General features: G+C 39.9%; 17 protein-coding genes. 3 read left to right on the forward strand and 14 right to left on the reverse strand.

The window, feature by feature from the left end:
* Window positions 1-40: 40 nt before the first annotated feature.
* The 3 genes from gorA to I6F42_RS10480 all read left to right on the forward strand — a co-directional run bounded on the left by gorA (window position 41) and on the right by I6F42_RS10480 (window position 3,243).
* The gene (gene gorA, locus I6F42_RS10470; RefSeq protein WP_024594474.1) at window positions 41-1,402 is read left to right on the forward strand and encodes a glutathione-disulfide reductase; all 1,362 of its coding nucleotides are present in this window, start codon (window positions 41-43) and stop codon (window positions 1,400-1,402) included.
* Between the two features lie 264 nt (window positions 1,403-1,666).
* Window positions 1,667-2,299 carry a hypothetical protein gene (locus tag I6F42_RS10475; RefSeq protein ID WP_197152080.1) on the forward strand — a complete coding sequence of 211 codons (633 nt, stop codon included), beginning with the start codon at window positions 1,667-1,669 and terminating at the stop codon, window positions 2,297-2,299.
* 107 nt (window positions 2,300-2,406) lie between these two features.
* Complete coding sequence (locus I6F42_RS10480; RefSeq protein WP_024594472.1) at window positions 2,407-3,243, forward strand: mechanosensitive ion channel family protein; 837 nt, start codon at window positions 2,407-2,409, stop codon at window positions 3,241-3,243.
* 54 nt (window positions 3,244-3,297) lie between these two features.
* Here the strand turns inward: I6F42_RS10480 and tldD are convergent, their stop codons facing one another.
* The 14 genes from tldD to I6F42_RS10550 form a co-directional block, all read right to left on the reverse strand.
* On the reverse strand, window positions 3,298-4,737 hold the full coding sequence (gene tldD, locus I6F42_RS10485) for a metalloprotease TldD (protein ID WP_101163214.1): 1,440 nt from the start codon (window positions 4,735-4,737) through the stop codon (window positions 3,298-3,300).
* A complete protein-coding gene (locus tag I6F42_RS10490) occupies window positions 4,734-5,573 on the reverse strand; it encodes a carbon-nitrogen hydrolase family protein (RefSeq protein WP_197152082.1) in 840 nt (279 codons plus the stop codon). The genes tldD and I6F42_RS10490 overlap by 4 nt, the downstream gene beginning before the upstream one ends.
* A complete protein-coding gene (locus I6F42_RS10495) occupies window positions 5,570-9,427 on the reverse strand; it encodes a YhdP family protein (RefSeq protein WP_197152083.1) in 3,858 nt (1,285 codons plus the stop codon). Before I6F42_RS10495 ends, I6F42_RS10490 begins: the two co-directional genes overlap by 4 nt.
* Window positions 9,427-10,899 (reverse strand): ribonuclease G, encoded by a 1,473-nt coding sequence (rng, locus tag I6F42_RS10500; protein WP_007586345.1) that lies wholly within the window; start codon window positions 10,897-10,899, stop codon window positions 9,427-9,429. Before rng ends, I6F42_RS10495 begins: the two co-directional genes overlap by 1 nt.
* Before the next feature lies 1 nt (window position 10,900).
* Window positions 10,901-11,470: a nucleoside triphosphate pyrophosphatase gene (locus I6F42_RS10505; protein ID WP_007586343.1), complete on the reverse strand. Its 570-nt coding sequence runs from the start codon at window positions 11,468-11,470 to the stop codon at window positions 10,901-10,903.
* On the reverse strand, window positions 11,470-11,949 hold the full coding sequence (gene mreD / locus I6F42_RS10510) for a rod shape-determining protein MreD (protein WP_007586341.1): 480 nt from the start codon (window positions 11,947-11,949) through the stop codon (window positions 11,470-11,472). The genes I6F42_RS10505 and mreD overlap by 1 nt, the downstream gene beginning before the upstream one ends.
* Entirely contained in the window at window positions 11,942-12,784 is an 843-nt protein-coding gene (gene mreC, locus I6F42_RS10515; RefSeq protein WP_010553767.1) for a rod shape-determining protein MreC, read from the reverse strand. The genes mreD and mreC overlap by 8 nt, the downstream gene beginning before the upstream one ends.
* On the reverse strand, window positions 12,784-13,827 hold the full coding sequence (locus tag I6F42_RS10520; RefSeq protein WP_007586338.1) for a rod shape-determining protein: 1,044 nt from the start codon (window positions 13,825-13,827) through the stop codon (window positions 12,784-12,786). The genes mreC and I6F42_RS10520 overlap by 1 nt, the downstream gene beginning before the upstream one ends.
* 134 nt (window positions 13,828-13,961) lie before the next feature.
* Complete coding sequence (locus I6F42_RS10525) at window positions 13,962-16,010, reverse strand: formylglycine-generating enzyme family protein (protein WP_197152086.1); 2,049 nt, start codon at window positions 16,008-16,010, stop codon at window positions 13,962-13,964.
* 121 nt (window positions 16,011-16,131) lie between these two features.
* On the reverse strand, window positions 16,132-19,872 hold the full coding sequence (locus I6F42_RS10530; RefSeq protein WP_197152088.1) for an H-type lectin domain-containing protein: 3,741 nt from the start codon (window positions 19,870-19,872) through the stop codon (window positions 16,132-16,134).
* Window positions 19,869-20,360, reverse strand: coding sequence for an agglutinin biogenesis protein MshP (locus I6F42_RS10535; RefSeq protein ID WP_197152090.1), 492 nt, complete (start codon window positions 20,358-20,360; stop codon window positions 19,869-19,871). Before I6F42_RS10535 ends, I6F42_RS10530 begins: the two co-directional genes overlap by 4 nt.
* A complete protein-coding gene (locus I6F42_RS10540) occupies window positions 20,350-21,189 on the reverse strand; it encodes a type II secretion system protein J (protein WP_197152091.1) in 840 nt (279 codons plus the stop codon). The genes I6F42_RS10535 and I6F42_RS10540 overlap by 11 nt, the downstream gene beginning before the upstream one ends.
* Window positions 21,189-21,740 carry a type II secretion system protein gene (locus tag I6F42_RS10545; RefSeq protein ID WP_197116343.1) on the reverse strand — a complete coding sequence of 184 codons (552 nt, stop codon included), beginning with the start codon at window positions 21,738-21,740 and terminating at the stop codon, window positions 21,189-21,191. The genes I6F42_RS10540 and I6F42_RS10545 overlap by 1 nt, the downstream gene beginning before the upstream one ends.
* Window positions 21,727-22,218 (reverse strand): type II secretion system protein, encoded by a 492-nt coding sequence (locus I6F42_RS10550; protein ID WP_197152092.1) that lies wholly within the window; start codon window positions 22,216-22,218, stop codon window positions 21,727-21,729. The genes I6F42_RS10545 and I6F42_RS10550 overlap by 14 nt, the downstream gene beginning before the upstream one ends.

Genomic DNA, 22,218 nt, shown 5'->3' on the forward strand with positions numbered 1-22,218 from the left:
TATGCTAATGCGCATAAAACTCAACGCCTAAGGACATAAAATGACACAACACTTTGATTATATTGCAATCGGTGGTGGCAGTGGTGGTATTGCCTCTGCAAATAGAGCGGCAATGCGTGGCGCTAAAGTAGCACTTATAGAAGCAAAACACATGGGCGGCACGTGTGTAAACGTGGGCTGTGTACCTAAAAAAGTAATGTGGCACGGTGCTCAGGTTGCTGAAGCAATTAATTTATATGCCCCAGATTACGGCTTTAATGTTGAAGTAAAAGGCTTTGATTGGAGCAAACTAGTAGAAAGCCGTGAAGCCTACATTGGCCGAATTCATAAAGGTTACGACAGTGGCCTTGCTAGCAATGGCGTTACTGTAATTAAAGGCTTTGCTAAATTTGTAGATAATAAAACAGTTGAAGTAAACGGCGAGCACTACACAGCCGATCATATATTAATTGCAGTAGGCGGCCGCCCAAGCATTCCGCATATTGAAGGTGCTGAACACGGTATCGATTCAAATGGCTTTTTTGAATTAAAAGAGCAACCTAAACGCGTTGCAGTAATAGGCGCAGGCTACATAGCCGTTGAGCTTGCTGGTGTATTACATGGTTTAGGTACTGAGACACATTTATTTGTACGTAAGCATGCCCCACTTCGTAGTTTTGACCCATATATTGTAGATACGCTTGTTGAAGTAATGGCTGCCGAAGGCCCTACTTTACATACTCACTCTGTACCAAATAAATTGGTAAAAGAAGATGATGGCTCTGTAACACTGCATTTAGATAACGGCAAAACTCATAACGTTGACCAAGTAATTTGGGCCATTGGCCGCCAGCCAACAACAGACGCAATTAATGTCGCTGCTGCCGGCGTAGAAGTTAACAGCGATGGTTTTGTAAAAGTTGATGAGTATCAAAATACAACAGCTAAGAATGTATACGCGGTTGGCGATATCATCGAAAATGGTATTGAACTTACACCGGTAGCAGTAAAAGCAGGCCGTACTTTATCTGAGCGTTTATTTAATAAAGAACTACCAGATGATTTAAAAATGGATTACAGCTTAGTTCCTACTGTTGTATTTAGTCATCCACCTATTGGTACTATTGGTTTAACTGAGCAAGAAGCTATTTCTCAGTACGGCGAAGAAAACGTTAAAATTTACCAATCTGGTTTTACGGCTATGTACACAGCGGTAACTAAACATCGCCAGCCTTGTAAAATGAAACTTGTATGTGCCGGCCCAGACGAAAAAGTAGTTGGCCTACATGGTATTGGTTTTGCGGTAGATGAAATGATTCAAGGTTTTGCCGTTGCCATGAAAATGGGCGCAACTAAAGCTGATTTTGATGCCGTTGTTGCTATTCACCCGACAGGCTCGGAAGAATTTGTAACGATGCGCTAGGCGCTAAACTCTAAGTTCTCAATTATAAAAAGCCTTTGCTAAGTAAATAGTAAGGGCTTTTTAATGCTTGTTATATTTTGCACAACAAACCACTTAAAACGTCACATTAAAAACATCCATTCAACATTAAATAAATATCTAAGCCATTATTTTAACAGCAAAGATATTAGACCGATAAAAATACTAAAAGTTTAAATTTTGTTTTGGCTTTAAGGCATTTTTACAATTAGAATCTCGCGCATTTATAGTTTCTCTTGGTTATTTATGTTTTTACTGCGATCTTTTATTTATTTATTATGCCTAGCGGGTGTTGCTCATTTAATTCAACTTGAAGGCTTTGAATTAAAACAGTATGCACTTTACAGTGAAGAAACTCTTACTGAACATATGCAAGATGTTTTAACTTTTTTAAGCTGTATTTTGTTTTTCTATGCTTCGCGAATTAACTTTCAACTCAAAATACCGGCAGTATTACTTGCTGCGTTATCGGCAATGATGTTTGTAAGAGAGTTTGATACCTACCTCGACTTATACTTTTTTGATGGCGCTTGGCAAAGTATCGTCTATTCAATTTTAGCTGGCGTGTTTGTTTATTTAATAACAAACAGAGGAAGTATTTTTAACGCTTTAAAAGCCTATAGCCTCACTCCTAGTTATGGAATTTGCTTATCAGGCATGGTTACTTTACTCGCATTTTCGCGAATGATGGGCAAAGGCGCATTTTGGCATTCAGTAATGGGTGATGACTATGTACGTGCGGTAAAAAACATTGTTGAAGAAGGTATAGAAACGCTTGGCTATACTCTAATTTTTATTTCAGCCATTGAGCTTGTACTCATATGCCGAAAAAGAATGGCTAAAAATCACAAACATTGCACTGATGAAGTAACTCAATAGCGTTTCTCCATTTTTATTGGTTACTTTTTTTGCACTAAATTTGCTAATTGGTTTAATAAATCAATATACTGAGCCTGTTTTTATCAACTCGCGTTTAATTGGATATTATGACTAAAGATATATTGCTGCATCCGTTTCTTCTTTCAATTGTAATGATCACAATTGCATTTGTACTAAAAGTACTTGTTGATAAGCTAGCTAAAAATCGCGCAGAAAAAAAAGAAAAAGATATTCGTTACATCGCACATAATATTAAGCATTTTATTAATTTTGTAATGATGATATCGCTGCTATTTGTGTGGTCTACCGAAATTCAAAACTTTGCACTTTCTATTGCTGCTTTTGCTGTAGCGATTGTACTTGCAACGCGTGAGTTTATTCAGTGTGTAATAGGCTTTTTTTATCTCGTAACAACTCGCCCGTTTAGAGTAGGTGATTGGATACAAGTTGGTGATTACTTTGGTGAAGTAGCTGAAACTGATTGGATTAAAACAACCATGCATGAAATTGATATACACACTTATCAATTTTCTAGAAAAACCATATACATACCTAATAATAAGCTGATTACCAGCTCTATTAAAAACTTAAACTTTGTAAAACGCTTTGTTACACATCATTTTATTATTGTCCGAAGAGAGAGCTTTAACCCGTACCCTATTCACGACACACTCACTGAGCAAGCTAAACTGTACTGCGAAGAGTTTCAAGAAGTAGCGAGCCGTTATAATTCGATGATTGAGCGCAAGCTTGATGCAAAAATATCTGGCCCAGAACCGGTAATTCACTTTGGTACAACCGATTTAGGTGAATTTAAAGCAAGCTTTACCTTGTTTTGCCCGACAGAAAAAGCGCTTGAGATAGAGCACAAATTAACAGAGTGCTTTTTTGCATTATGGTATAAAGAGGCTGAAAAAAATAAAGAGGATGAAGGAGAAGCCTAAACCCCGCCTTCATTAAAACAAAAAGCGCGAATTCACTTCGCGCTTGAGTAATATTTAAGCTGTACCACCAACTGTTAACCGATCAATTTTAAGGCTTGGTTGGCCTACACCTACCGGTACGCTTTGACCATCTTTACCACAAACACCAACACCTTTATCAAGTGCTAAGTCGTTACCAACCATCGATATTTGCTGCATTACTTCTGGGCCATTACCAATAAGCGTTGCGCCTTTAATTGGTTGGGTAATTTTACCATTTTCGATTAAATACGCTTCTGATGCGCTAAATACAAACTTACCTGACGTTATATCAACTTGCCCGCCGCCAAAGTTAGGCGCGAATACCCCTTTTTTAACTGAGCTTATAATATCGGCTTGGCTGTGCTCTCCACCTAACATGTAGGTATTAGTCATGCGAGGCATTGGTAAATGTGCATACGACTCACGGCGTGCGTTACCTGTAGGGCTTACACCCATTAAACGCGCGTTTAGCTTATCTTGCATATAGCCTTTTAAAATACCGTTTTCGATGAGTACGTTGTAAGCGGCTGGTGTGCCTTCGTCATCTACATTAAGTGAGCCACGGCGATCGGCCATGGTGCCATCATCAACAACTGTACACAGCTCAGATGCTACTTTTTGGCCCACTTTACCACTAAATGCAGACGCGCCTTTACGGTTAAAGTCGCCTTCAAGTCCGTGCCCTACCGCTTCGTGTAAAAGCACGCCAGGCCAACCATTACCAAGTACAACTTCCATCGTGCCTGCAGGTGCATCAATAGCCTCAAGATTTACTTTAGCTTGGCGTACTGCTTCTTCGGCAAATTCCATCCAACGTGGTTTACCATCAACAAGCTCTTTAAAGTAACCATAATCTAAACGTGCACCACCACCTGCGCCACCGCGTTCACGGCGACCATTTTTTTCAAGCAGTACTGAGCAGTTTAAACGAATAAGCGGGCGAATATCTGTGGCAAACGTACCATCACTTGCTGCGATTAATACTTCTTCGTATACCGCTGACATTGAACTAATTACTTGCTCTGCATCGGGTGCTAGCTCACGAATATAGTTTTCGAGTTCGCGTAATAAGCTCACCTTGTCGGTATCGCTCATACTCGAAATTGGCTGATGCGGTGCAAACTGCTCTTTAGCTTTAACATCACTAAATACTTTAATCGCTCTATCTTCGCCGGCATCTGCAATACTACGAGCCGCTGTAGCCGCTTTATTTAGCGCTTCAAGATTTATTGCATCAGAGTAAGAGAAACCTGTTTTTTCGCCGCTTACAGCACGTACACCAACGCCACGTTCAACGTTATAAGAGCCTTCTTTAACTAAGCCGTCTTCAAGCACCCATGATTCGTGGTGGCTTGATTGAAAATATAAATCGGCGTAATCCACTTTATGCTGATGTATGTAAGCGAGCGTTTTTTCGAGCTCTTCTCTATTTAGCTGGCTGTCGTGTAGTAAATGCTGTTCAACCGAATTCATAATAAATGCTCTCTAAATCGTTGATGAGACTGCACGGGCATATCTCGTCTAATTTTTTGTAACTGGTCTAAATCTGCGTTGCAGCTTATAAAACCGGTGCCTGTTGGCAATTCACTCAGGATACTTCCCCAAGGCGAAATAATAATACTGTGGCCATATGTTTGTCGGCCATTTTCATGTGTACCGTACTGAGCTGCTGCAACTACATAACATTGTGTTTCTATTGCGCGAGCTGCTAATAATGGCTGCCAATGCGCTTGTCCTGTGACGACTGTAAATGCACTGGGTACTAAAATAATATCGGCGCCTTGGCGTACTAGTTCGTTGAATAAGCCACTAAAGCGCAGATCATAACATACTGTTAAGCCTATTTTACCAAAGGGAGAATCAACAACAACCACATCGCTACCTGCTTGGGTAAAATCTGACTCTCGATAGCTACCTGTTTGATCATCTACGTTTACATCAAATAAATGTATTTTGTTATACGTTGTAACCAGCTCGCCTTGATTATTATATAAGTGCGATGCTGCATAATATTTATGTTTGTTAAATGGCTCAGGCATTGTCCCTGCATTTAACCAAATATTATGGTGTTGGCACAATTCACTAAGTTGTAGTTTGTATCGCTCAACTTGCTTAGCAACACGTAACGTATCGTTACCACTTTTACTAAACACTAAAAAAGCCTCAGGCAAACAAACAAGTAATGGTCTTGTTGCGGGGAGTGTTTTAAGTGCACGCTTTAAGCTTGCTATGTTGTCATCAGGGTTTAGCCCTGAACACATTTGCAGGGCAACTATTGTGGGAGTGCTTAGTATTTCAGTTTTGTTCATTGCGTTACTGTTACTTGTGCATCTTTAAGTTTTAAATCGATTGATGCTTGTGGCTGATTTTGCGCAGCTTGAGGAAGCGTAACTTCACGACTTTTTCTGTCGAGTTCTTGAACAATAGGATCGTTCATTTTACCCGTTACTTTAAAGTTGATCTCTGAGATGACGCGCGCAGAATGAATAACTTTATCAATTGCTAAGGCAGCAAGCCCTGTTACTGGGTTTACCATCCATGCAACTATAACCGGAATACTCGAGGTTACCTGCGGCGCTACAGCAAGATCATAATCTATATCAAGCGTGTTTAAATTTGCATAACCTTTAATGGTTAAATCGGCAGGTACACCGTCCATTTTGGTATCTTTAGTGTAAGCAATACCGTTTTCTAACTGCATAGTGCCTTGCATGCTGTTATAAAAAAAGCCCTTTGAAAATACATCTCTAAAATCAAGTTTCAGCTTGCGTACTAATGAATCAAGGCTCAGTAACGAAAATACGCGTGCCCCGCCATCGCTTACTTCAGTTAAATGACCTTCTCCTAAATCCCAGTCCACCTCACCGCTTAAAGTTTTCACATCAAAATCATAAGGTGCTGCTTGCCAAGTAAGATCATAATTTAGATCGGCTTTTGAATCTTTAATCGCGGAGGTTATATCAAACTCACCAAACAGTGCGCCTATGTCATCACTTTTAAGCTCGCCACTTAGCGTTGTTAAGCCATTTTGCCACTGCCCTTTAGTGCGCAGCACATGATTTCCTTTATCGACTACAAGTTCTGATATTGATAAACGCTCTCCATCTCCTAATAATGACGCACTCACTTTATCAAGCTGATAGCGATCAATTTTGCAATCACTACATTCAAACTCAATAGCAGGTATTTTAGTAAGCCAGCTCAAGTCTTTCTCAGGAAGTACATCTGTTATTTCAAGTGCTTGCTCATTGTGCGGTGCAAAATTAAGCCTTAAGTAATCGGCATTAATTCGTATGGGCTGGCTAGGCTGTGATGTAGGAATAAAAACCCCAGCTCTAAGTTCTTTAGCATTTAGCTTTAGATATAGATCGTCTTTTGATGGTGCTAAACGCATTTCAAAATCATTAAAAATGATGTTACTCGCATCAAGTAAACCTATATTTGCGACCACCTCATTAAGCGGTGGCATAATCCCTTTTGATTCTTGATCTGGGTTTGCTTTACCAGCTTTAATTATTTGATCAATCAGATCAAACCAAGGCACTAGTTCACTCTGTTCAAGATTTATATTTACGCTTAAATCTTTTTGGTTTAATCCTAAATCTTGTTTTCCAAGCACAAAATGGACATTGCTAAACTGTGATTTACCATTTTCTAAAATAGCATTAAAGTAAAACTGTTGATTAGCGTTTGCTGTAATGAGATTAGAAATATCATCACCTTGCACTACTGCATCAAGCGCCCACACTTGTTCACTATTTTTATTATAAGGTGCAGGTAGATTACTTGTTAAACCAAATAGCTCCGAAGTAACTTGGGCGCGGTAATTAAAACCTTGTTCTTCAAAATTAAGTACTAAGCCAATATCAACATCACTTTGCCCGCTTAAATAATTTTTCAATATACCTTGTCCACTATCTATTAGTGTATCGGCATCAATTTTGGCGTTTATATCTATGTTTGCTTGGTAATTTTTTGCATCACTTTTACTGCTGTAATCAATAATTAGCGGCATGCCCAACCATTTCGCAGTCGCATTTTTAAGTGTGATATTGTCGTTTTTAAAATTAAGCTCGCCAGTTAAGTTTTTAAGCTCAATACCTGGCGTTGCTATAAATACTGGCAAGTCATTTAAATTAACTTTGCCGCTAACACTGGCTCCGCCTTTAAACTTAGAGCCTACTAAAAGCTCAATACTGGCATCGGCTTCGCCTTTGCCCTGTACAACTTTAAAAATTTCAGCAAGAGGTTTGGCAATAGGTGTCGCTGCAAAAAAGTCATGTAACTTTTCCATCTCTGCTTTTTTATCAATTTGCACAATAAGTTCATCAGCATCCATTAAATCTGCAATGCTTACCTGTACACTATTACCAATATCTAAATTAACCAACTTGCCTTGCTGGCTATATATGTCCATCCGCTCATTAGCAAAATGTAGCTGTACATTAGCATTAGTGACCGCTGGCCAATCAGGGTCAAACTCATAGGTTGCATTATCTATTTGTGCTAATACATCAAACTGACCACTACCATCAGTAAATGGGAAACCAGACAAAGGCCCTGCAAATAAGACCTGTGCTTTAGATACTTCTCCGCCTTTAATTGCACCATTTAAATAGCTAACAAGTTCAGGGCTCATCGCTTTTAATGGAAAGTAATGACCTGCAATATTGGCATCTGGAGCGAACGCTTCTGCGTAAAGATCTAATCGAGGATCATCTGTTAGACTAATTTGTAATTCTGCAGCAAGAGTAACTTCATCATTATCAAACCAGATATTGTCACTACTTATATGCCAGCCATCATCTCGCTTAGCTAAATCTAGCTCTACATTTAGCTGATTATAATTTATGTCGTTACTAAAGCTTTCGCCTGTAACTAATGTGCCATTTTCGCCAAATAAATTTATTCGACCACTACTTTGATTAAGTAAACCATTTACTCTAAGTCCTTGTGCTGCAGGTACCGATCTTAATTCTTGCCAACCAATATTGTCAGCCTCAAACCATAATTGCCATTGCTGTGCATTAGAAAAATTTAAATAAGCGTGATCTATTTGCCCGCTAGGTTGGCGCTCTAAAAATGGTTCAAGTGCATCAAAATTACTTAGCCCTGCTAGGTTACTAAGTAATTCAAAATCAACTTGATGGAGCCACACTTCATTTTTCGCCCCTAGTTGAGCTTCAAACTCTAAACTTGGCCATGCTTTATCGTTACTATTAAATGTTAAACCGGTGCTTTTTAAGTGCCAGCTATTTTGCTCGGGATATAGATGGAATCCACCTTCACTCAAGCTAACTTGTTGGCTTTGCTCTTCTCGCTGCCAACGCACAAAGCTTGGTAGCCACTGCATTTTTATATCGCTTACAAAACCTTTATCTAGTTTTAGCCACGCTTGTAAATTAATATCGCTATGCAGTTGTTGCTTTTGCGTATTTATATATTGCGCTAACCAGTTAGATACATCGACCTTATTAGCCTGCACATAAATATCGCCCGCAACTTGCTCTAGGGTATCGCCAGTAAGTGCTATTCGCGCATCAAAATCACCGACCGAAATACCCGGCAATGCTAAGCTCCCACTACCAAGATGCTGCTCATCTTCATTTTGCCAAACAATATTTTTGAGGAGTAACTTACGCTCTTTACCGTCTTCTAGAACAAAGTTAATACTGGAATTTTCTATTGCAAAATGACCCGTTTTACCCAAAAACAGTTCTTCAATTAGCTCTTTTTGCTCAAAAGAGACTTCGTCGTTGTCACCGGTTTTAAATAAGTTGGTGATATTTACACTGGTATGAAAACCATTAATAACAAAATAATTAGATCTAAGTTGCAGTGCTTTTAAGCTTTCCCATAAGTTTAGCTCTAAGCTGGTTTTAGCAATGGTGAGTGATATTGGTGCAGTTTCGTTATCTTTAAACGATAAATTCTCTAGTACTAATGCAGGACCACTGCCCTGCCAACTTGCTGATATTTCGCCAATAGATAAGCTTATTTCAAACTTTTCGTGTAAATAGCTTTCTATATTACCTTTGTATTCGTTTGCATACGGGAGGGTATATTTTAAAATTGAAACAATAACGGCCAGTAATACCAAAATTATGGCGCAAGTCTGCCATAACTTCCTAAAACAAAAAAAACAGACCGCTTTTGCTTTCATTACATCATTACCACATCAAACTGTTCTTGGCTGTATAAGCTCTCTGTTTGAATATTGACTTGCTTACCAATAAATAGTTCAAGCTCGGCAAGGTTGTGGTACTCGTCGTTTAGTAAAGCTTCGCTCACAGCAGGTGCTGCGTACACCATAAACTTATCGGCAGCGTATGCTCGGTTAACACGCACTATTTCACGTAGTATTTCGTAGCAAACCGTTTCAACTGTTTTTTGTGAACCACGACCAGAACACGCAGGACATACATCACATAAAATATGCTCTAAGCTTTCGCGTGTACGTTTACGCGTCATTTCAACAAGCCCAAGTGCTGAAAGCCCATTGATATTCGTTTTAGTGCGATCTTTTGCAAGTGCTGATTCAAGTGAATGTAATACTCGGCGCTTATGATCCTCACTTACCATATCGATAAAGTCGATAATGATAATACCACCTAAATTACGCAGCCTAAGCTGGCGAGCAATTGCAGAGGTTGCTTCTACGTTGGTATTAAAAATCGTTTCTTCTAAATTACGATGTCCTACAAATGCACCAGTATTAACATCAACAGTCGTCATCGCTTCTGTTTGGTCAATAATTATATAACCACCTGATTTTAGTGTAACTTTACGATGTAGTGCTTTTTGAATTTCGTTTTCAACGTCAAACAAATCAAATATAGGTCGCTCACCTGGATAGTATTCGAGTACTTGAGACAGTTGTGGAACAAACTCTTCAGTAAATAACTTTAGCTCTTCATGAGTAAGTTTAGAGTCAACGCGAATGCGCTCCATATCTTCGCCTACATAGTCACGTAGGGTTCTAAAGGCAAGCGTTAAATCTTCGTGTAGAATACTGGCTTTACTGGTTTTTTTGCGACGAGCTGTAATTTTTTCCCACAGTTTTCTTAAAAAACCGGCATCGTGTCGTAATTCTGCTTCGCTAGCGCCTTCGGCTGCTGTACGTACAATAAAGCTGCCATTTTCGTCGCCATATTCTGCGACTATTTTTTTAAGGCGTGAGCGCTCTTCCTCAGTTTCAATACGCTGACTAACCCCTACATGGGTCGCATCTGGCATAAACACTAAATAGCGAGAAGGAATAGTTATATCAGTGGTGAGTCTTGCGCCTTTAGTGCCTAGCGGATCTTTTACCACTTGCACCATAATGTATTGGCCTTGACGAACTAACTCTCTAATATCTTGTACTTTTTTTATTGGTACGTCGTCTACACCTTCAACAATAGAGGCACTATTTACAATATCGGATGCATGCAAAAATGCCGCTTTTTCAAGGCCGATATCAACAAAAGCAGCCTGCATACCCGGAAGTACACGGCTTATTTTTCCTAGGTAAATATTGCCTACAATACCTAGATTACCAATTCGCTCTAGCTGTATTTCTTGCAGTACACCGTTTTCTATTAGGGCAACACGGCTTTCGCTCGGTGTGACATTGATCAGTAATTCTGTACTCATGTTACCTTCTTAAGAATGTTTTTAATAATTGTTCGGTTTCATATAAAGGTAAGCCTACAACAGAAAAATAGCTACCCGCAATGTGAGTTACAAAGCGACCACCTAAACCTTGGATACCGTAGCCACCGGCTTTATCTTGTGGCTCATTAGAATCCCAGTAGGTATTTATTTCTTCATCAGTTAAAGTTTTAAAGGTGACATCTGTGCTTACAACACAGCTAAGCACATCATTTTGCGTCGCAAATGCAACTGCGGTAAGTACTTGATGTGTGTTACCTGATAAACGTTTTAATGTGTGTATAAAATCGTTTTTATCACGAGGTTTACCCAGTGATTCGTTATCGATAACAACCACAGTATCACTACCAAGTACAGGGCGATCGGTATATCCAAGCTCTACACCGCTTTGGGCTTTCAAGCGAGCTAAACGTTCAACAAGTGCTCTAGGTTGCTCGTTTGGAAGTGGGCTTTCATCTGCATCAACACTAAATTGTGTAAATTCGACACCTAATTGGCTTAATAACTCTTTACGACGGGGAGAGGCTGATGCCAAATATACTGCGGTAGTCATTACCTGATCCTAAAATGTCTGCGATATTTACGAAGTAGTAAAAACACCCAAAACCAACTAACCATTCCGGTTGCTACTGGCCATAAATACTGTGGATTAAAGTAAACCCCTAACAAAAAGTGATTTAGCCAAAACTGCATTAAATGATACAGCGTTAAAAACAAACCAATTAATAAGCTTTGTTGCCAAAGCGAAAAGTTACGAATTTTTTGAAAGTTGCTCGCGGTTACAAATATACATATTGAAAATGTAAGCGAGTTCACACCTAGCGGTGAGCCAGATGCTAAATCTATTAATAAACCAACAACCCAAGCAGTACCAATATTTAAACGATGCGGTACTGCCAACGACCAATACATAAGTACAAGTAAAACCCAGTCAGGTCTAAATGGTTCAAACGAAAAAGGGAGCGGCATTAATGCCATTATTAACGCAAAAAAGATGCTTAGCGCAATTAACAATGAATAACGGTTAATCATCGCTGATTTGCTCCTGTTGATTACGCCATAAAATAACCAGCAAACGAATGCGATCTAATTGCGCAATAGGTTCTGCAAAAACTTGTGCAAACGGGCGGCCTTCATCACGATTTATTTCGGTTACTACAGCCACCGGGTATCCCTCTGGGAATGTGCCACCTAATCCTGATGTAACAAGTACATCGCCAATTCGCACATCTAAGCTGTGCGGAACGTGAGAGAGCTTAACGACGTTAATTTTACCTATGCCCTCAACAACCGTTCGTACATCGTTACGCAGTATACGCACAGGTGTGGCATGCGTAGTGTCGGTCATGAGTAATACGCGTGACGTAGTTGACCCTACTTTAGTTAATTGCCCTACTACACCCATCTCATCAATGACGGCTTGGCTTTCACTAAGTCCATCGGTGGTACCACGATTTATAACAACTTGATGGCTATACGGGTTTGAATGCACAGAAAGTACTTGAGCAATAATTTTACGATTTGATTGCTTTGCAGATGAGCCTAATAAGGCGCGTAGTTTTTGGTTTTCTCTGGCTAGAAATTGATACTGCTGAAGTTGCTCGCTTTGTAGCATTTGCTTTTTTTTCAGCGCTTCATTTTCAGTAAGAAGTTGCTCTCGCGTATGCAGGCTTTTAGCACTTAAGCTAAATAATTCGTAGGGTAAATTAGCAACATAAATTAGTGGGCTAACTAAGGTATTGAGGCTGGTACGAACAACGGTACCACCTTGCGTATATCTGTCTCCAACAATGAGTACGATACTCAAAAGCACTGCGACAAAAAGTCGCAGTTGCAAAGAGACTGTGCGTCCAAACATTAATTTCATTAGTCGTAACTAAAAACGTCACCACCATGAACATCGATCATTTCAAGTGCTTTACCACCACCACGTGCAACACATGTAAGTGGATCATCAGCAACAACAACCGGAATACCCGTTTCTTCCATTAATAAACGGTCTAAATCTTTTAACAATGCGCCACCGCCAGTAAGTACCATACCGTGTGCAGAAATATCTGATGCCAGCTCTGGTGGTGATTGCTCAAGCGCAACCATTACTGCACTCACAATACCCATTAATGGCTCTTGTAGAGCTTCTAGGATTTCGTGTGAGTTAAGTGTGAATGAACGCGGAACACCTTCAGCAAGGTTACGACCGCGCACTTCAATTTCGATTGGCTCATCAGTTTTAAACGCAGAACCAATTTGATGCTTAATATTTTCAGCTGTCGCTTCACCAATTAAGCTACCAAAGTTACGGCGTACATAATTAATGATAGCTTCGTCAAACTTATCACCACCAATACGAACAGATGATGAGTAAACAACGCCGTTAAGTGAAATAATAGCAACTTCAGTTGTACCACCACCAATATCAACCACCATAGAACCGGTTGCTTCTGATACTGGTAAGCCTGCGCCAATAGCTGCTGCCATTGGTTCTTCAATTAAGTAAACTTCACGAGCACCTGCACCCATTGCAGATTCACGTATTGCACGTTTTTCTACTTGAGTAGCACCACACGGTACACAAATTAGTACACGCGGACTTGGACGCATAAAGTTATTGTTATGCACTTGTTTAATGAAGTGTTGTAACATTTTTTCTGTTACAAAAAAGTCAGCAATAACACCGTCTTTCATTGGACGAATCGCTTTTATATTACCCGGTGTACGACCTAACATAAGCTTTGCTTCTGTACCTACAGATGCAACACTTTTAGGTCCACCAGCACGCTCTTGGCGGATAGCAACAACAGAAGGTTCATTTAATACAATGCCTTCGTCTTTTACATAAATTAGGGTATTGGCTGTACCCAAGTCGATCGATAGATCGTTAGAAAAAATACCACGGAGTTTTTTAAACATGAGGCTGGATGACCTTTGAAATACGTTCTTATATTAGCTGCCTCACTTTAACATGCTCAACTATATGAGCAATATAAAGCGCAGCGCCTTTGTGAATTTGTGAAAAAAGGAAGCAAAGCTTCCTTAATTGAGTTTTATCGTTCGCGAACTAAGCGAAAACCAATGTAGTTAGATCTAAAATCAGGCGCTAAAATTAAACGCGTAGATGCACGAGCAAGGCTTGGTGCAAAGTTCCACGCTCCGCCTCTTACTGCTACATCAGACTCACCTGATTCTTTATCGGTCCATTCCCATACATTGCCTACGGTATCGTATAATCCAAATGCATTTGGAGAAAAAGAACCTACTGGTGATGCACGTCTGTTTGACCATTCACTACCACACCAACCACAGTTAGCTAGGTTTTTACCAATTTCGTTACCCCAAGGGTATTCTGTTTCAGTTCCTGCGCGTGCTGCGTATTCCCACTCAACTTCGTTAGGTAAACGAAATTGCTGTCCTGTTTGACCAGATAACCACTCAGCGTAAGCTTTTGCATCGTTATAAGTTAAACATACAGCAGGAAAGTCACTGCCTTGCTCAAAACCAGGATTACGCCAATTTAAATTTGCTTCCCATACTGGTTCGCCATTTAAATAATACGCACACCCTTTATTCTTTTCCGCTTGAGTTTTATAACCTGTATTTGCTACAAACTTTTCGTAGGCACCCACGGTTACTTCTTTACTTTGCATAGCGAAAGAATTTGCTATTACTTTTTCAATTACTGGACGTTCATTAGCTAAACCATTGCCGTTAATATCGCCCATTTTAAATTTGCCTGCAGGAATAACGACAACCGGCGTTTCAACGTTTGCATTTAATACATTAACGTTTTCACTAACCTGGCGTGTTGTTACTTCTGGTTGCTCTCGAGTATAGGTCGGTGCAGCAATCGACTTAGGCTTTTTTACTAAATTTGCATTAATTGTTTGCGCTTTATTCAAATCAACACGTGCTTGATAAGGTTTATAACCAAGTTTACGTATTTCAATGTTATGAATGCCCGGCGGTAAACGTGTAATCAAGCGTGTTGAGCCAAAGCTTACACCATCGATAAACACTTCATCGTCGTATACGTTTGATCGTAATGTTAGCTCTACTGATTGATCCTTCTTCTTATTAAGGATAGAAGGGTAATCTTTTTTCACCGATGCAGGTTTAACTGAATAATCACGTACTGGCTGCTCATTTAAACGAGAAACCGACACCGTGTTGCTATTATCCGCGCTATTACTGAATGTTAACTGACTATCGGTAAATGTATTGTTATACGCTGGTTGATAAGCAGCCGTAAGTGGCGTGCCGTACTCAGAACAATAGCGGTTATCTATGCTTAATAAGCTACATAAACGGCTGCTATTAACTTCGCCGCGCATAGTTACGCTTAAGTTAACGTTGTAATTACCTTGGCCGCTAAATGCACTGTTAACTACATGGCTACTTAATATTTGTACTTGAGCGCCCGCCAAATTGCGTTTTGGCTCAACAATGCGCTCTTCTGTTAGATTTGCAAAAATTTGATCAACAAAGCGTTTAGTTGCTTTTTGTAGACCCATTTGCTGACCGCGTTGCTCACATGCTGCTAGCGTTTCTGTTCGCTTACAGTTAATAGTGTGGTTAACCTCAAGCGTACCTTCACGTGTAAACTCGTTACGTAAACGCTCTACGCGGGCTGTAGTTAACTGCTCTTTTAAACTTTCTAATGTATTTAAAAGCGTATGCTTAGCAACACGAATTTGTTCTATATCTTTACGGTGGGATGCAATTGCCGCCAACTGCATAGAAATATCATCTTTATTTTGCTTATGATCAATCACCGCTTTTTGATAGCGTGATTGAGCCGCACTAATATTAATAGTGGGATCGTCAATTAAACGACGGTACATTTCGTTCATCGCATCGAGCGCTTGGTTTTTTTCTTTATCTAGCTCTGTAGAACGAGAACGAAGTAGCTCTAATTGATTTTGTAACTGACTTTCTTCTTTAAGATGTTTTTCAAGTATTCTTGTCGAGTTATCGTATTCTGTCTGTTTAACACTAATCTCTGAGTCAATTCCAGTCACTGTAGCTGTGTCTTGTGCAAATGCACTACTAGCTAACAAACTAGCTGAAATTAACAGAGATAAAGGAGTAATTTGCATATATTCCAGTCCCAAAAAGCGGCAATTATTTGGTCGTTATTATTTTTTATAATTAAAGCCTTATGCTATGTACTTGCAGCACAAAACACAAGCTTTGTTCAATTATTATATTAGTTTACAACTATTCGCGTGTTTCACGCCAGTAAATAACCCGATCATTTCCTCTAAAGCGTCCAAATTGTAAAATAGTACGAGGATCAAGCAGTGTTCCATCGCCCTGCCAATCCCACTTTAACCAATCATAAGTATTATATTCTAAGGTCAATTCACCCAAACCATTTGGCTGTGCATAAATACCGTTATCTGCCGGATACACTCCCGCTTCTAGCTGGCCAGATACACCAGTCCCATATTTATAGGTTAATTGTGGGCTGCTAGGTGATATTTGAGTGATTTGGGTGTGATCAAATACACTACAGTTATCTTCAGCGTTATTTACAAATCCACTGCCGTTGTAATACTGAGCCTGCATAGGAATAAGTAAAGGGTCGAGATCGGAGCCTGCGTTATTGCCAAGGACTAAACGTCCAAACCTAAACTCTATTGGCAATGCATTTAGTCGTACGCTATTACAACCACCCGAGCATACTGTTTGTGTATTAGGTTTATCATTTGCATCAATAAGTGTTGCCCCTTCTATGTCAGAAAGTGTTGCCATTAAGCTCACCATAGCGAACGGTCCGTCTGCTTGCCCTACACCTAATCTTTTAAGTGTCGTGTTGAGTTGGCTCATTTGCCATTGGCCGTCGCTTATATCTCCCCAGTTGTTATTTCCTAGGTTTACTAAGCGGCTAGTAAAATTAGTTGCAGGTACATAGTTACCTACTTCATTATTTTCGGCATTAACGTCTACACTGGACTTATCAAAGCCCTCTTTATAATTAGCCATTAGCTCACCATTTTGATTTTGTGCTTGTACTGTAAAGCCAAGTTCAAAAGGTTGATCAAGATAAGTTAAATTACTGCCGTATTGCGTGCATTGCGCGGCAGCTTGAACCCCCACTACCTGAAACTGCGAAGGTGCAAAACGACCAACGTTATATAGCTCACCTTTTACATCTCCCGCACCAAAATAATCGGCATCTTGAAGGCCTGCTGTTAAATCAATGATGCCAACTTGGTCGTAATTATATTGCGATATAGATTCACTCAAACTACCTGTATCATTAAAGGCAACAGTGCTCATCGCTTCAAGCGTACCTTGAATACCTGGCGTAGGCGCTTTAAGTAATGCCTCTACAAGTGGTTGCTCTGTAATAAAATGCTTAGCTATACTGTTATTTGTAATATTGCTGTAGTTGTCTGGGAAACCATCGTTGTTAGTGTCTTGCCCTGTTTGCCACTGCACCGCATTCATTTTCAAATCAAATGCTTCGCCCGTTAATCTAAATAAACTTCCATTGGCATCTGCTGCATAACCATCACTTGCTACCTCCATGGCTAATCCAAAAGGTTTTACGACATATTCATTTGAACTACCCGTTAAATTTACTGACAGGTTAGTAATAGGATCTAAAATTAAGTTGGTTTTTACATTTAAACTCAACTTTCCTGCATCGGGATAATTTATAACAATCGGGGCTTTAGACTCACTATCAAAGTTTAGCGTGAACGATTTAGCTGCTTGCTCGACCGCAAAGGTATTATTGTTGTTACTAAGTGAAACCGTATCAGAGCAACTTGCACCAGCACTGCATGTATACGATAAATCTAAGCTTACATCGCCACCAGCGGGAAATGCAGCTTCGCATACGCCCGTAGTGGTATTTGTTTTTACCGCTTGAATAGATAGCGCTTTTGCATTAAATCCAGTATTTGAAGGCTTTGCTGATAACTGAGTAGGAATTGTAGTATTTCCATCTGTATCATTATTAAAAATAAATCCAGCATCAGAAAACGTAACTTTACAGCCACTCAAACCAACATTATTACCACCGATATAACAACGAAGAGGTGCAGAAGGATCAGCAGTGTTATATCCAAATGTAACGCTACCAGTTATACGTTTAGCAAACTCAACAGTTGTTGAGCCTGTAAAATTAATATTCTCCCCTGTAACCCAACTTTGCTGACCACTATTATCTGGAGAAAGGTTTAAACTAGACGGCTCAGCAAATAATAAATCGCAGGCATCATTAGCGCAGGCTGTTAGTGTCATTTCTTTAGCTTCACACGTTAGACCTTTGTTATCGCTTATTGTTAAACGATAATGATCCAGTGTTTCTGGTGTATAAATACCACAAAAACCAGGGATACTTTCGGGTACTGGTAAAGCGTCAAACGTTGAGCTCCCTTCGGTAATAATTTGAGTAGCCGATGTAATTGATCCCTGATACGTTACATTTTGAGCGATTCTTACCTCACCAGTGGCAACAATATAGCCCGCAATATTTGCATCGGCTGCAATAGCAACCGCACCATCCACATAAATAGCCAAGTACGCGCCAGTTTCTACTACTATATTTGTTTTACCTATATTCAAAAATGAAGTTGATAGAAGTGAGGTTGTGTCTTTTAAAAAAATACGTGTAGGCGCTGTTACTCTGTACTCTGTTTCCAGCATACTTAACTGCAACTCATCGTAATAATAGTCGCCAGCTAAAGAAGTAGGTACGGGCCCTGTTAAACTACCATCGTTTGTAACCGTTGGCACCTGCGCCGCTTGATTCGGTTCTAAAGAGTTATAACCACCAGCAACACACGCCTGACCATTACACAAAGGAGGGCTCGTCAGCGCTGTAGAAATTAAACTTGTGGTGGTGACAAACTGCGCATTACCATCGGTTATTTCTACTCCCTGCACCAGCTGCACTTCACCATTGTTATAAGTAGAAATAGCGCCCGGGAATAACGTATCACAATCTAAAATATCACCATTAAATACAAAGGTACTGGTCATGGCGAGTATTGATGCTTCCTCGTTTACGTGACGGCGCTCGTTATCGCCATCACGATCTTCGTCAACAACAAGCCCTAACCTGTCAGTTCGCAGGTTACAGCTGCGTAGCCACCCGCCATCATCTTCTTGGCGTGAGTTTTTACTTGCTACAACTAACGGAGCCACACTAAAGTTATTAGTAAAACTAAAGTAATTACAGCCATTGCTCCAGCCGTCAACTTCAAAGCCTGTGAAAAAAGTTTCCCATGATACCTCAACGCCATTATCGTCAGAAAATGTGCGGTTACTTCCTGGCTCTACGGCCATATAAGCAACAGTTTCGGTTTTTATAAGCCCAAGTGCTGTTTCAGATGCTTCTAAAGCAATATTAACGCCGCTGGCAGATAGAGAATTACTTTCTACTGCAACTGTTAAAAACGGAATTAATGCCTCAGAAGGTGGATTGCTGTCTATGCTATTGAGTGTTTGTAACGAATGAAAAAAGTTTGGCCTTTGAGTAAACGGTTCAGCAAATGTTAAAGGCTTATAGCCTTTAGGTGTTAGTGGAGCAAAACCAGACTTAGAGCCATACTGTAATTCGAGTAATAGATCAGTATTACCTACTTCCATAATTGTGCCGTCTGGAAATTGATGCACACCATACTCAATAGCTAAATAGTGCGCTCCCATACTAATATGCCCGCCATCCTCTCCTGAAGGTTCAAGCGGTAAGGCCTCAAAGCTAGTTGTGGTTATATTACGTATTCTTATTATTGCAGGGTTTCCGCCTTGGTTTGTTGAGAGCATAAAAACAGCAGGAGGCGTTATATATTGCTGTTGAAAATTAACTTTTGTCCAAACAGGCGATGTATATGTATCTTGCAGCTCTATATAACGGCCTTCGATTTTTGGAGGCACTGCATTTGCGTAATTACAAAGTAACACGCAGCTAAAAAATATAGTGACCAATGCATTTTTCATCATGGTAAAGTTTTAGCCTCCAGACTGAGCGTTCTTTGTGTTTGCCAATAATCTTTTCTGCAGCTACTCCCTGCAGGGCAATCAATTGCGGCGCACGTTGCACTGCTTTGTAAGTAATATATATTCACAAGCCCGTTTGTTGTACTGCTATCAGGTAAGCCTATATATTCGCTACAATTCACTTCGACCTTACAGTTGGCTAAATATGTAGTTTGGTAGGTTAAATCAGTAGTAACTGATGCACAGCTTTGAACTGAGCTATTTATTGGAAATAGTTGCGTTAAACCACTTTCTAGGCCGCTTTGTGCTGCCATAAAAGCGCGAGCCCCATAATACTCAATCGTATTTTGTTGAGATGCACCAGAAAGCACTTTAACTGATGCTAATCCTAGTGCTAATAAAGCAACAATAATTACCAAAGAAACAATTATTAAGTTCCCTTTTTGTTTACTGGGTAAGGCTTTTCCGTGAGGATTTTTTTTAAGGTACATTAGGAATATGTACCTCATGGTTAAAGTTCATTACTTCAGTATCGTTAAATTGCATTTGCGCATTCACATTAAGCACAGCGTTTCTTTGTAGGGAGAGCGCATCAAGAGTAAAAAATAAATCGCTCGCTAAATTATTGGCAATGTAAATACCTAATAAATCACGTTTAACACCACTGCTTATTTGTAAGCTCACGGCATCTAATTGATTAACAGTAAAACCGTAATTGGTATATCTATATAAATACTGCCCTTCAACGCAAAAACTTACAGGTTCTGAAAGTAAATAAAGGCGTTTACTCGGCGACTCTTGGGTAAATGCTTTGCTAAATTGCCACTCATCAATTTCGCTCGCTGAACTATTAAATGCTGATACTTGCAAACGCTTATTATTATTCTCATCGTATATATCAGCACTGCTTAATGGGTAAATAGTTGCCCAATCTCCAGCTTGCGGCTGCGTTAAGTTATTAAGTTCAAAATCAACAGCGCTAACATTAAAAGGCGCTACGGTAGGTAGGTAATTTGTATAGTGAGTCGCTGATAAAAACGGCGTATATTCTAAGCACTGCTGAGCACTACACGCTCCGCTAGTACTGTTATCGCAAGAGAGCCTTAAAGAGTTTGGCGTAGCGTGGCGAAGCTCTTTACTAAGTCGCGTTATTAAAAAGCGGGCCTGGGCTACTGCTTCTTGGCGTTCAACCCCTTGCGAATAAATACTGACCCCAGCACCAATAAACGAAAATGCACTTACGGCTAAAACACCAATAATAACCATGACAAGTAATAGCTCTATAAGGGTAAATGCATTTTGGTATTTAGCTCTTTGCATTAGTAATTCCCTTTATATGCACTAAATCCGTAAACTTCGCCTAAGGGTGATGTTACTTCAATAGTAATACGCTTAAAGGTTGTGCCATCGTTGATGGTCAATTCGTTAAAGTCGCTATCGTACTCAACAGTAACAACTAAGTTAAAGTCACTGTATTGGCTTAACACCTCTCCTAAGCTATTAGTAATAGGCTGGTTAGACAGTGCAATATAGTCATCTACATCGTTATAACTAGTTCGGGTTTCTAGGCCTGCCCCTAAGTTATCGACGCCTAAATCGCCCTCTGCGGTACAAGGTTCAGCACCCAAGGTTGTTTCGCCGCAACGCCTAAAAGGTGCGCTTCTATCGCTGTGCTCATCAAACGATTTACTTTGAATTTCGTTCATTAGTGATTGACCAAATTCAGAGGCTCTTAAAGCAATAATTGGCTCTGCACTTTTTTTTGCTTGCGGGGCAATTAAAGCGGTAATAATGCTTAATGCAATAGCAAACATCACTATGCCAATAATAAGCTCAATTAGAGTAAAACCTTTTACTTTAAGGGCACGCATATATAAGCCCTTCACCACTTATGCATACGCCAGCTAATCCAACATCTATTCGACACTGCGAAGTGCAGGTTTGATTTGATTTACCTAAAGGATCAAAACTAATTTGGGTAAATATATTTGCGTTACTATCTAAAGCGCTAAATGTTATATCACTTATTTGCGTGTTTATTTGTACCACTAAATGATCGGTGTTGTTGGTATCAGCGCCACCGATACATGTATCAGGTGTGGGGGGAGCAATAATTGTGGAGGTTATATAAAGCGTATGGCAACTTGTTGTCGCTGTATTTTGCATGGCACGTAACTGCACTGTTCTAAGTGCATTTAAAGTACGGTCTCGATACGAATAGGCGTCTTCTGTTGAGCTGCCCAGAAATTTGGGAACTGCCGTTACCGACAGTATTCCCAATATCACTAGAGTAATAATTAACTCAATGAGTGTGAAGCCACGCAATCGTTGCTTACTACTGCTTATCAT

This window comes from Pseudoalteromonas sp. SWYJZ12 (genome assembly GCF_015864395.1).
Taxonomy (GTDB): Bacteria; Pseudomonadota; Gammaproteobacteria; order Enterobacterales; family Alteromonadaceae; genus Pseudoalteromonas; species Pseudoalteromonas arctica.

Excerpts from the sequence above, each read along its gene's own strand:
- I6F42_RS10505 (WP_007586343.1), bottom strand. The coding sequence starts at position 11,470 with ATGACTACCGCAGTATATTTGGCATCAGCCTCTCCCCGTCGTAAAGAG.
- tldD (WP_101163214.1), bottom strand. The coding sequence starts at position 4,737 with ATGAATTCGGTTGAACAGCATTTACTACACGACAGCCAGCTAAATAGA.
- mreC (WP_010553767.1), bottom strand. The coding sequence starts at position 12,784 with ATGAAATTAATGTTTGGACGCACAGTCTCTTTGCAACTGCGACTTTTT.
- I6F42_RS10480 (WP_024594472.1), top strand. The coding sequence starts at position 2,407 with ATGACTAAAGATATATTGCTGCATCCGTTTCTTCTTTCAATTGTAATG.
- I6F42_RS10475 (WP_197152080.1), top strand. The coding sequence starts at position 1,667 with ATGTTTTTACTGCGATCTTTTATTTATTTATTATGCCTAGCGGGTGTT.
- I6F42_RS10540 (WP_197152091.1), bottom strand. The coding sequence starts at position 21,189 with ATGCAAAGAGCTAAATACCAAAATGCATTTACCCTTATAGAGCTATTA.
- I6F42_RS10490 (WP_197152082.1), bottom strand. The coding sequence starts at position 5,573 with ATGAACAAAACTGAAATACTAAGCACTCCCACAATAGTTGCCCTGCAA.
- I6F42_RS10530 (WP_197152088.1), bottom strand. The coding sequence starts at position 19,872 with ATGATGAAAAATGCATTGGTCACTATATTTTTTAGCTGCGTGTTACTT.
- I6F42_RS10545 (WP_197116343.1), bottom strand. The coding sequence starts at position 21,740 with ATGCGTGCCCTTAAAGTAAAAGGTTTTACTCTAATTGAGCTTATTATT.
- rng (WP_007586345.1), bottom strand. The coding sequence starts at position 10,899 with ATGAGTACAGAATTACTGATCAATGTCACACCGAGCGAAAGCCGTGTT.
- I6F42_RS10535 (WP_197152090.1), bottom strand. The coding sequence starts at position 20,360 with ATGTACCTTAAAAAAAATCCTCACGGAAAAGCCTTACCCAGTAAACAA.
- I6F42_RS10550 (WP_197152092.1), bottom strand. The coding sequence starts at position 22,218 with ATGATAAGCAGTAGTAAGCAACGATTGCGTGGCTTCACACTCATTGAG.
- I6F42_RS10525 (WP_197152086.1), bottom strand. The coding sequence starts at position 16,010 with ATGCAAATTACTCCTTTATCTCTGTTAATTTCAGCTAGTTTGTTAGCT.
- I6F42_RS10520 (WP_007586338.1), bottom strand. The coding sequence starts at position 13,827 with ATGTTTAAAAAACTCCGTGGTATTTTTTCTAACGATCTATCGATCGAC.
- gorA (WP_024594474.1), top strand. The coding sequence starts at position 41 with ATGACACAACACTTTGATTATATTGCAATCGGTGGTGGCAGTGGTGGT.
- I6F42_RS10495 (WP_197152083.1), bottom strand. The coding sequence starts at position 9,427 with ATGAAAGCAAAAGCGGTCTGTTTTTTTTGTTTTAGGAAGTTATGGCAG.
- mreD (WP_007586341.1), bottom strand. The coding sequence starts at position 11,949 with ATGATTAACCGTTATTCATTGTTAATTGCGCTAAGCATCTTTTTTGCG.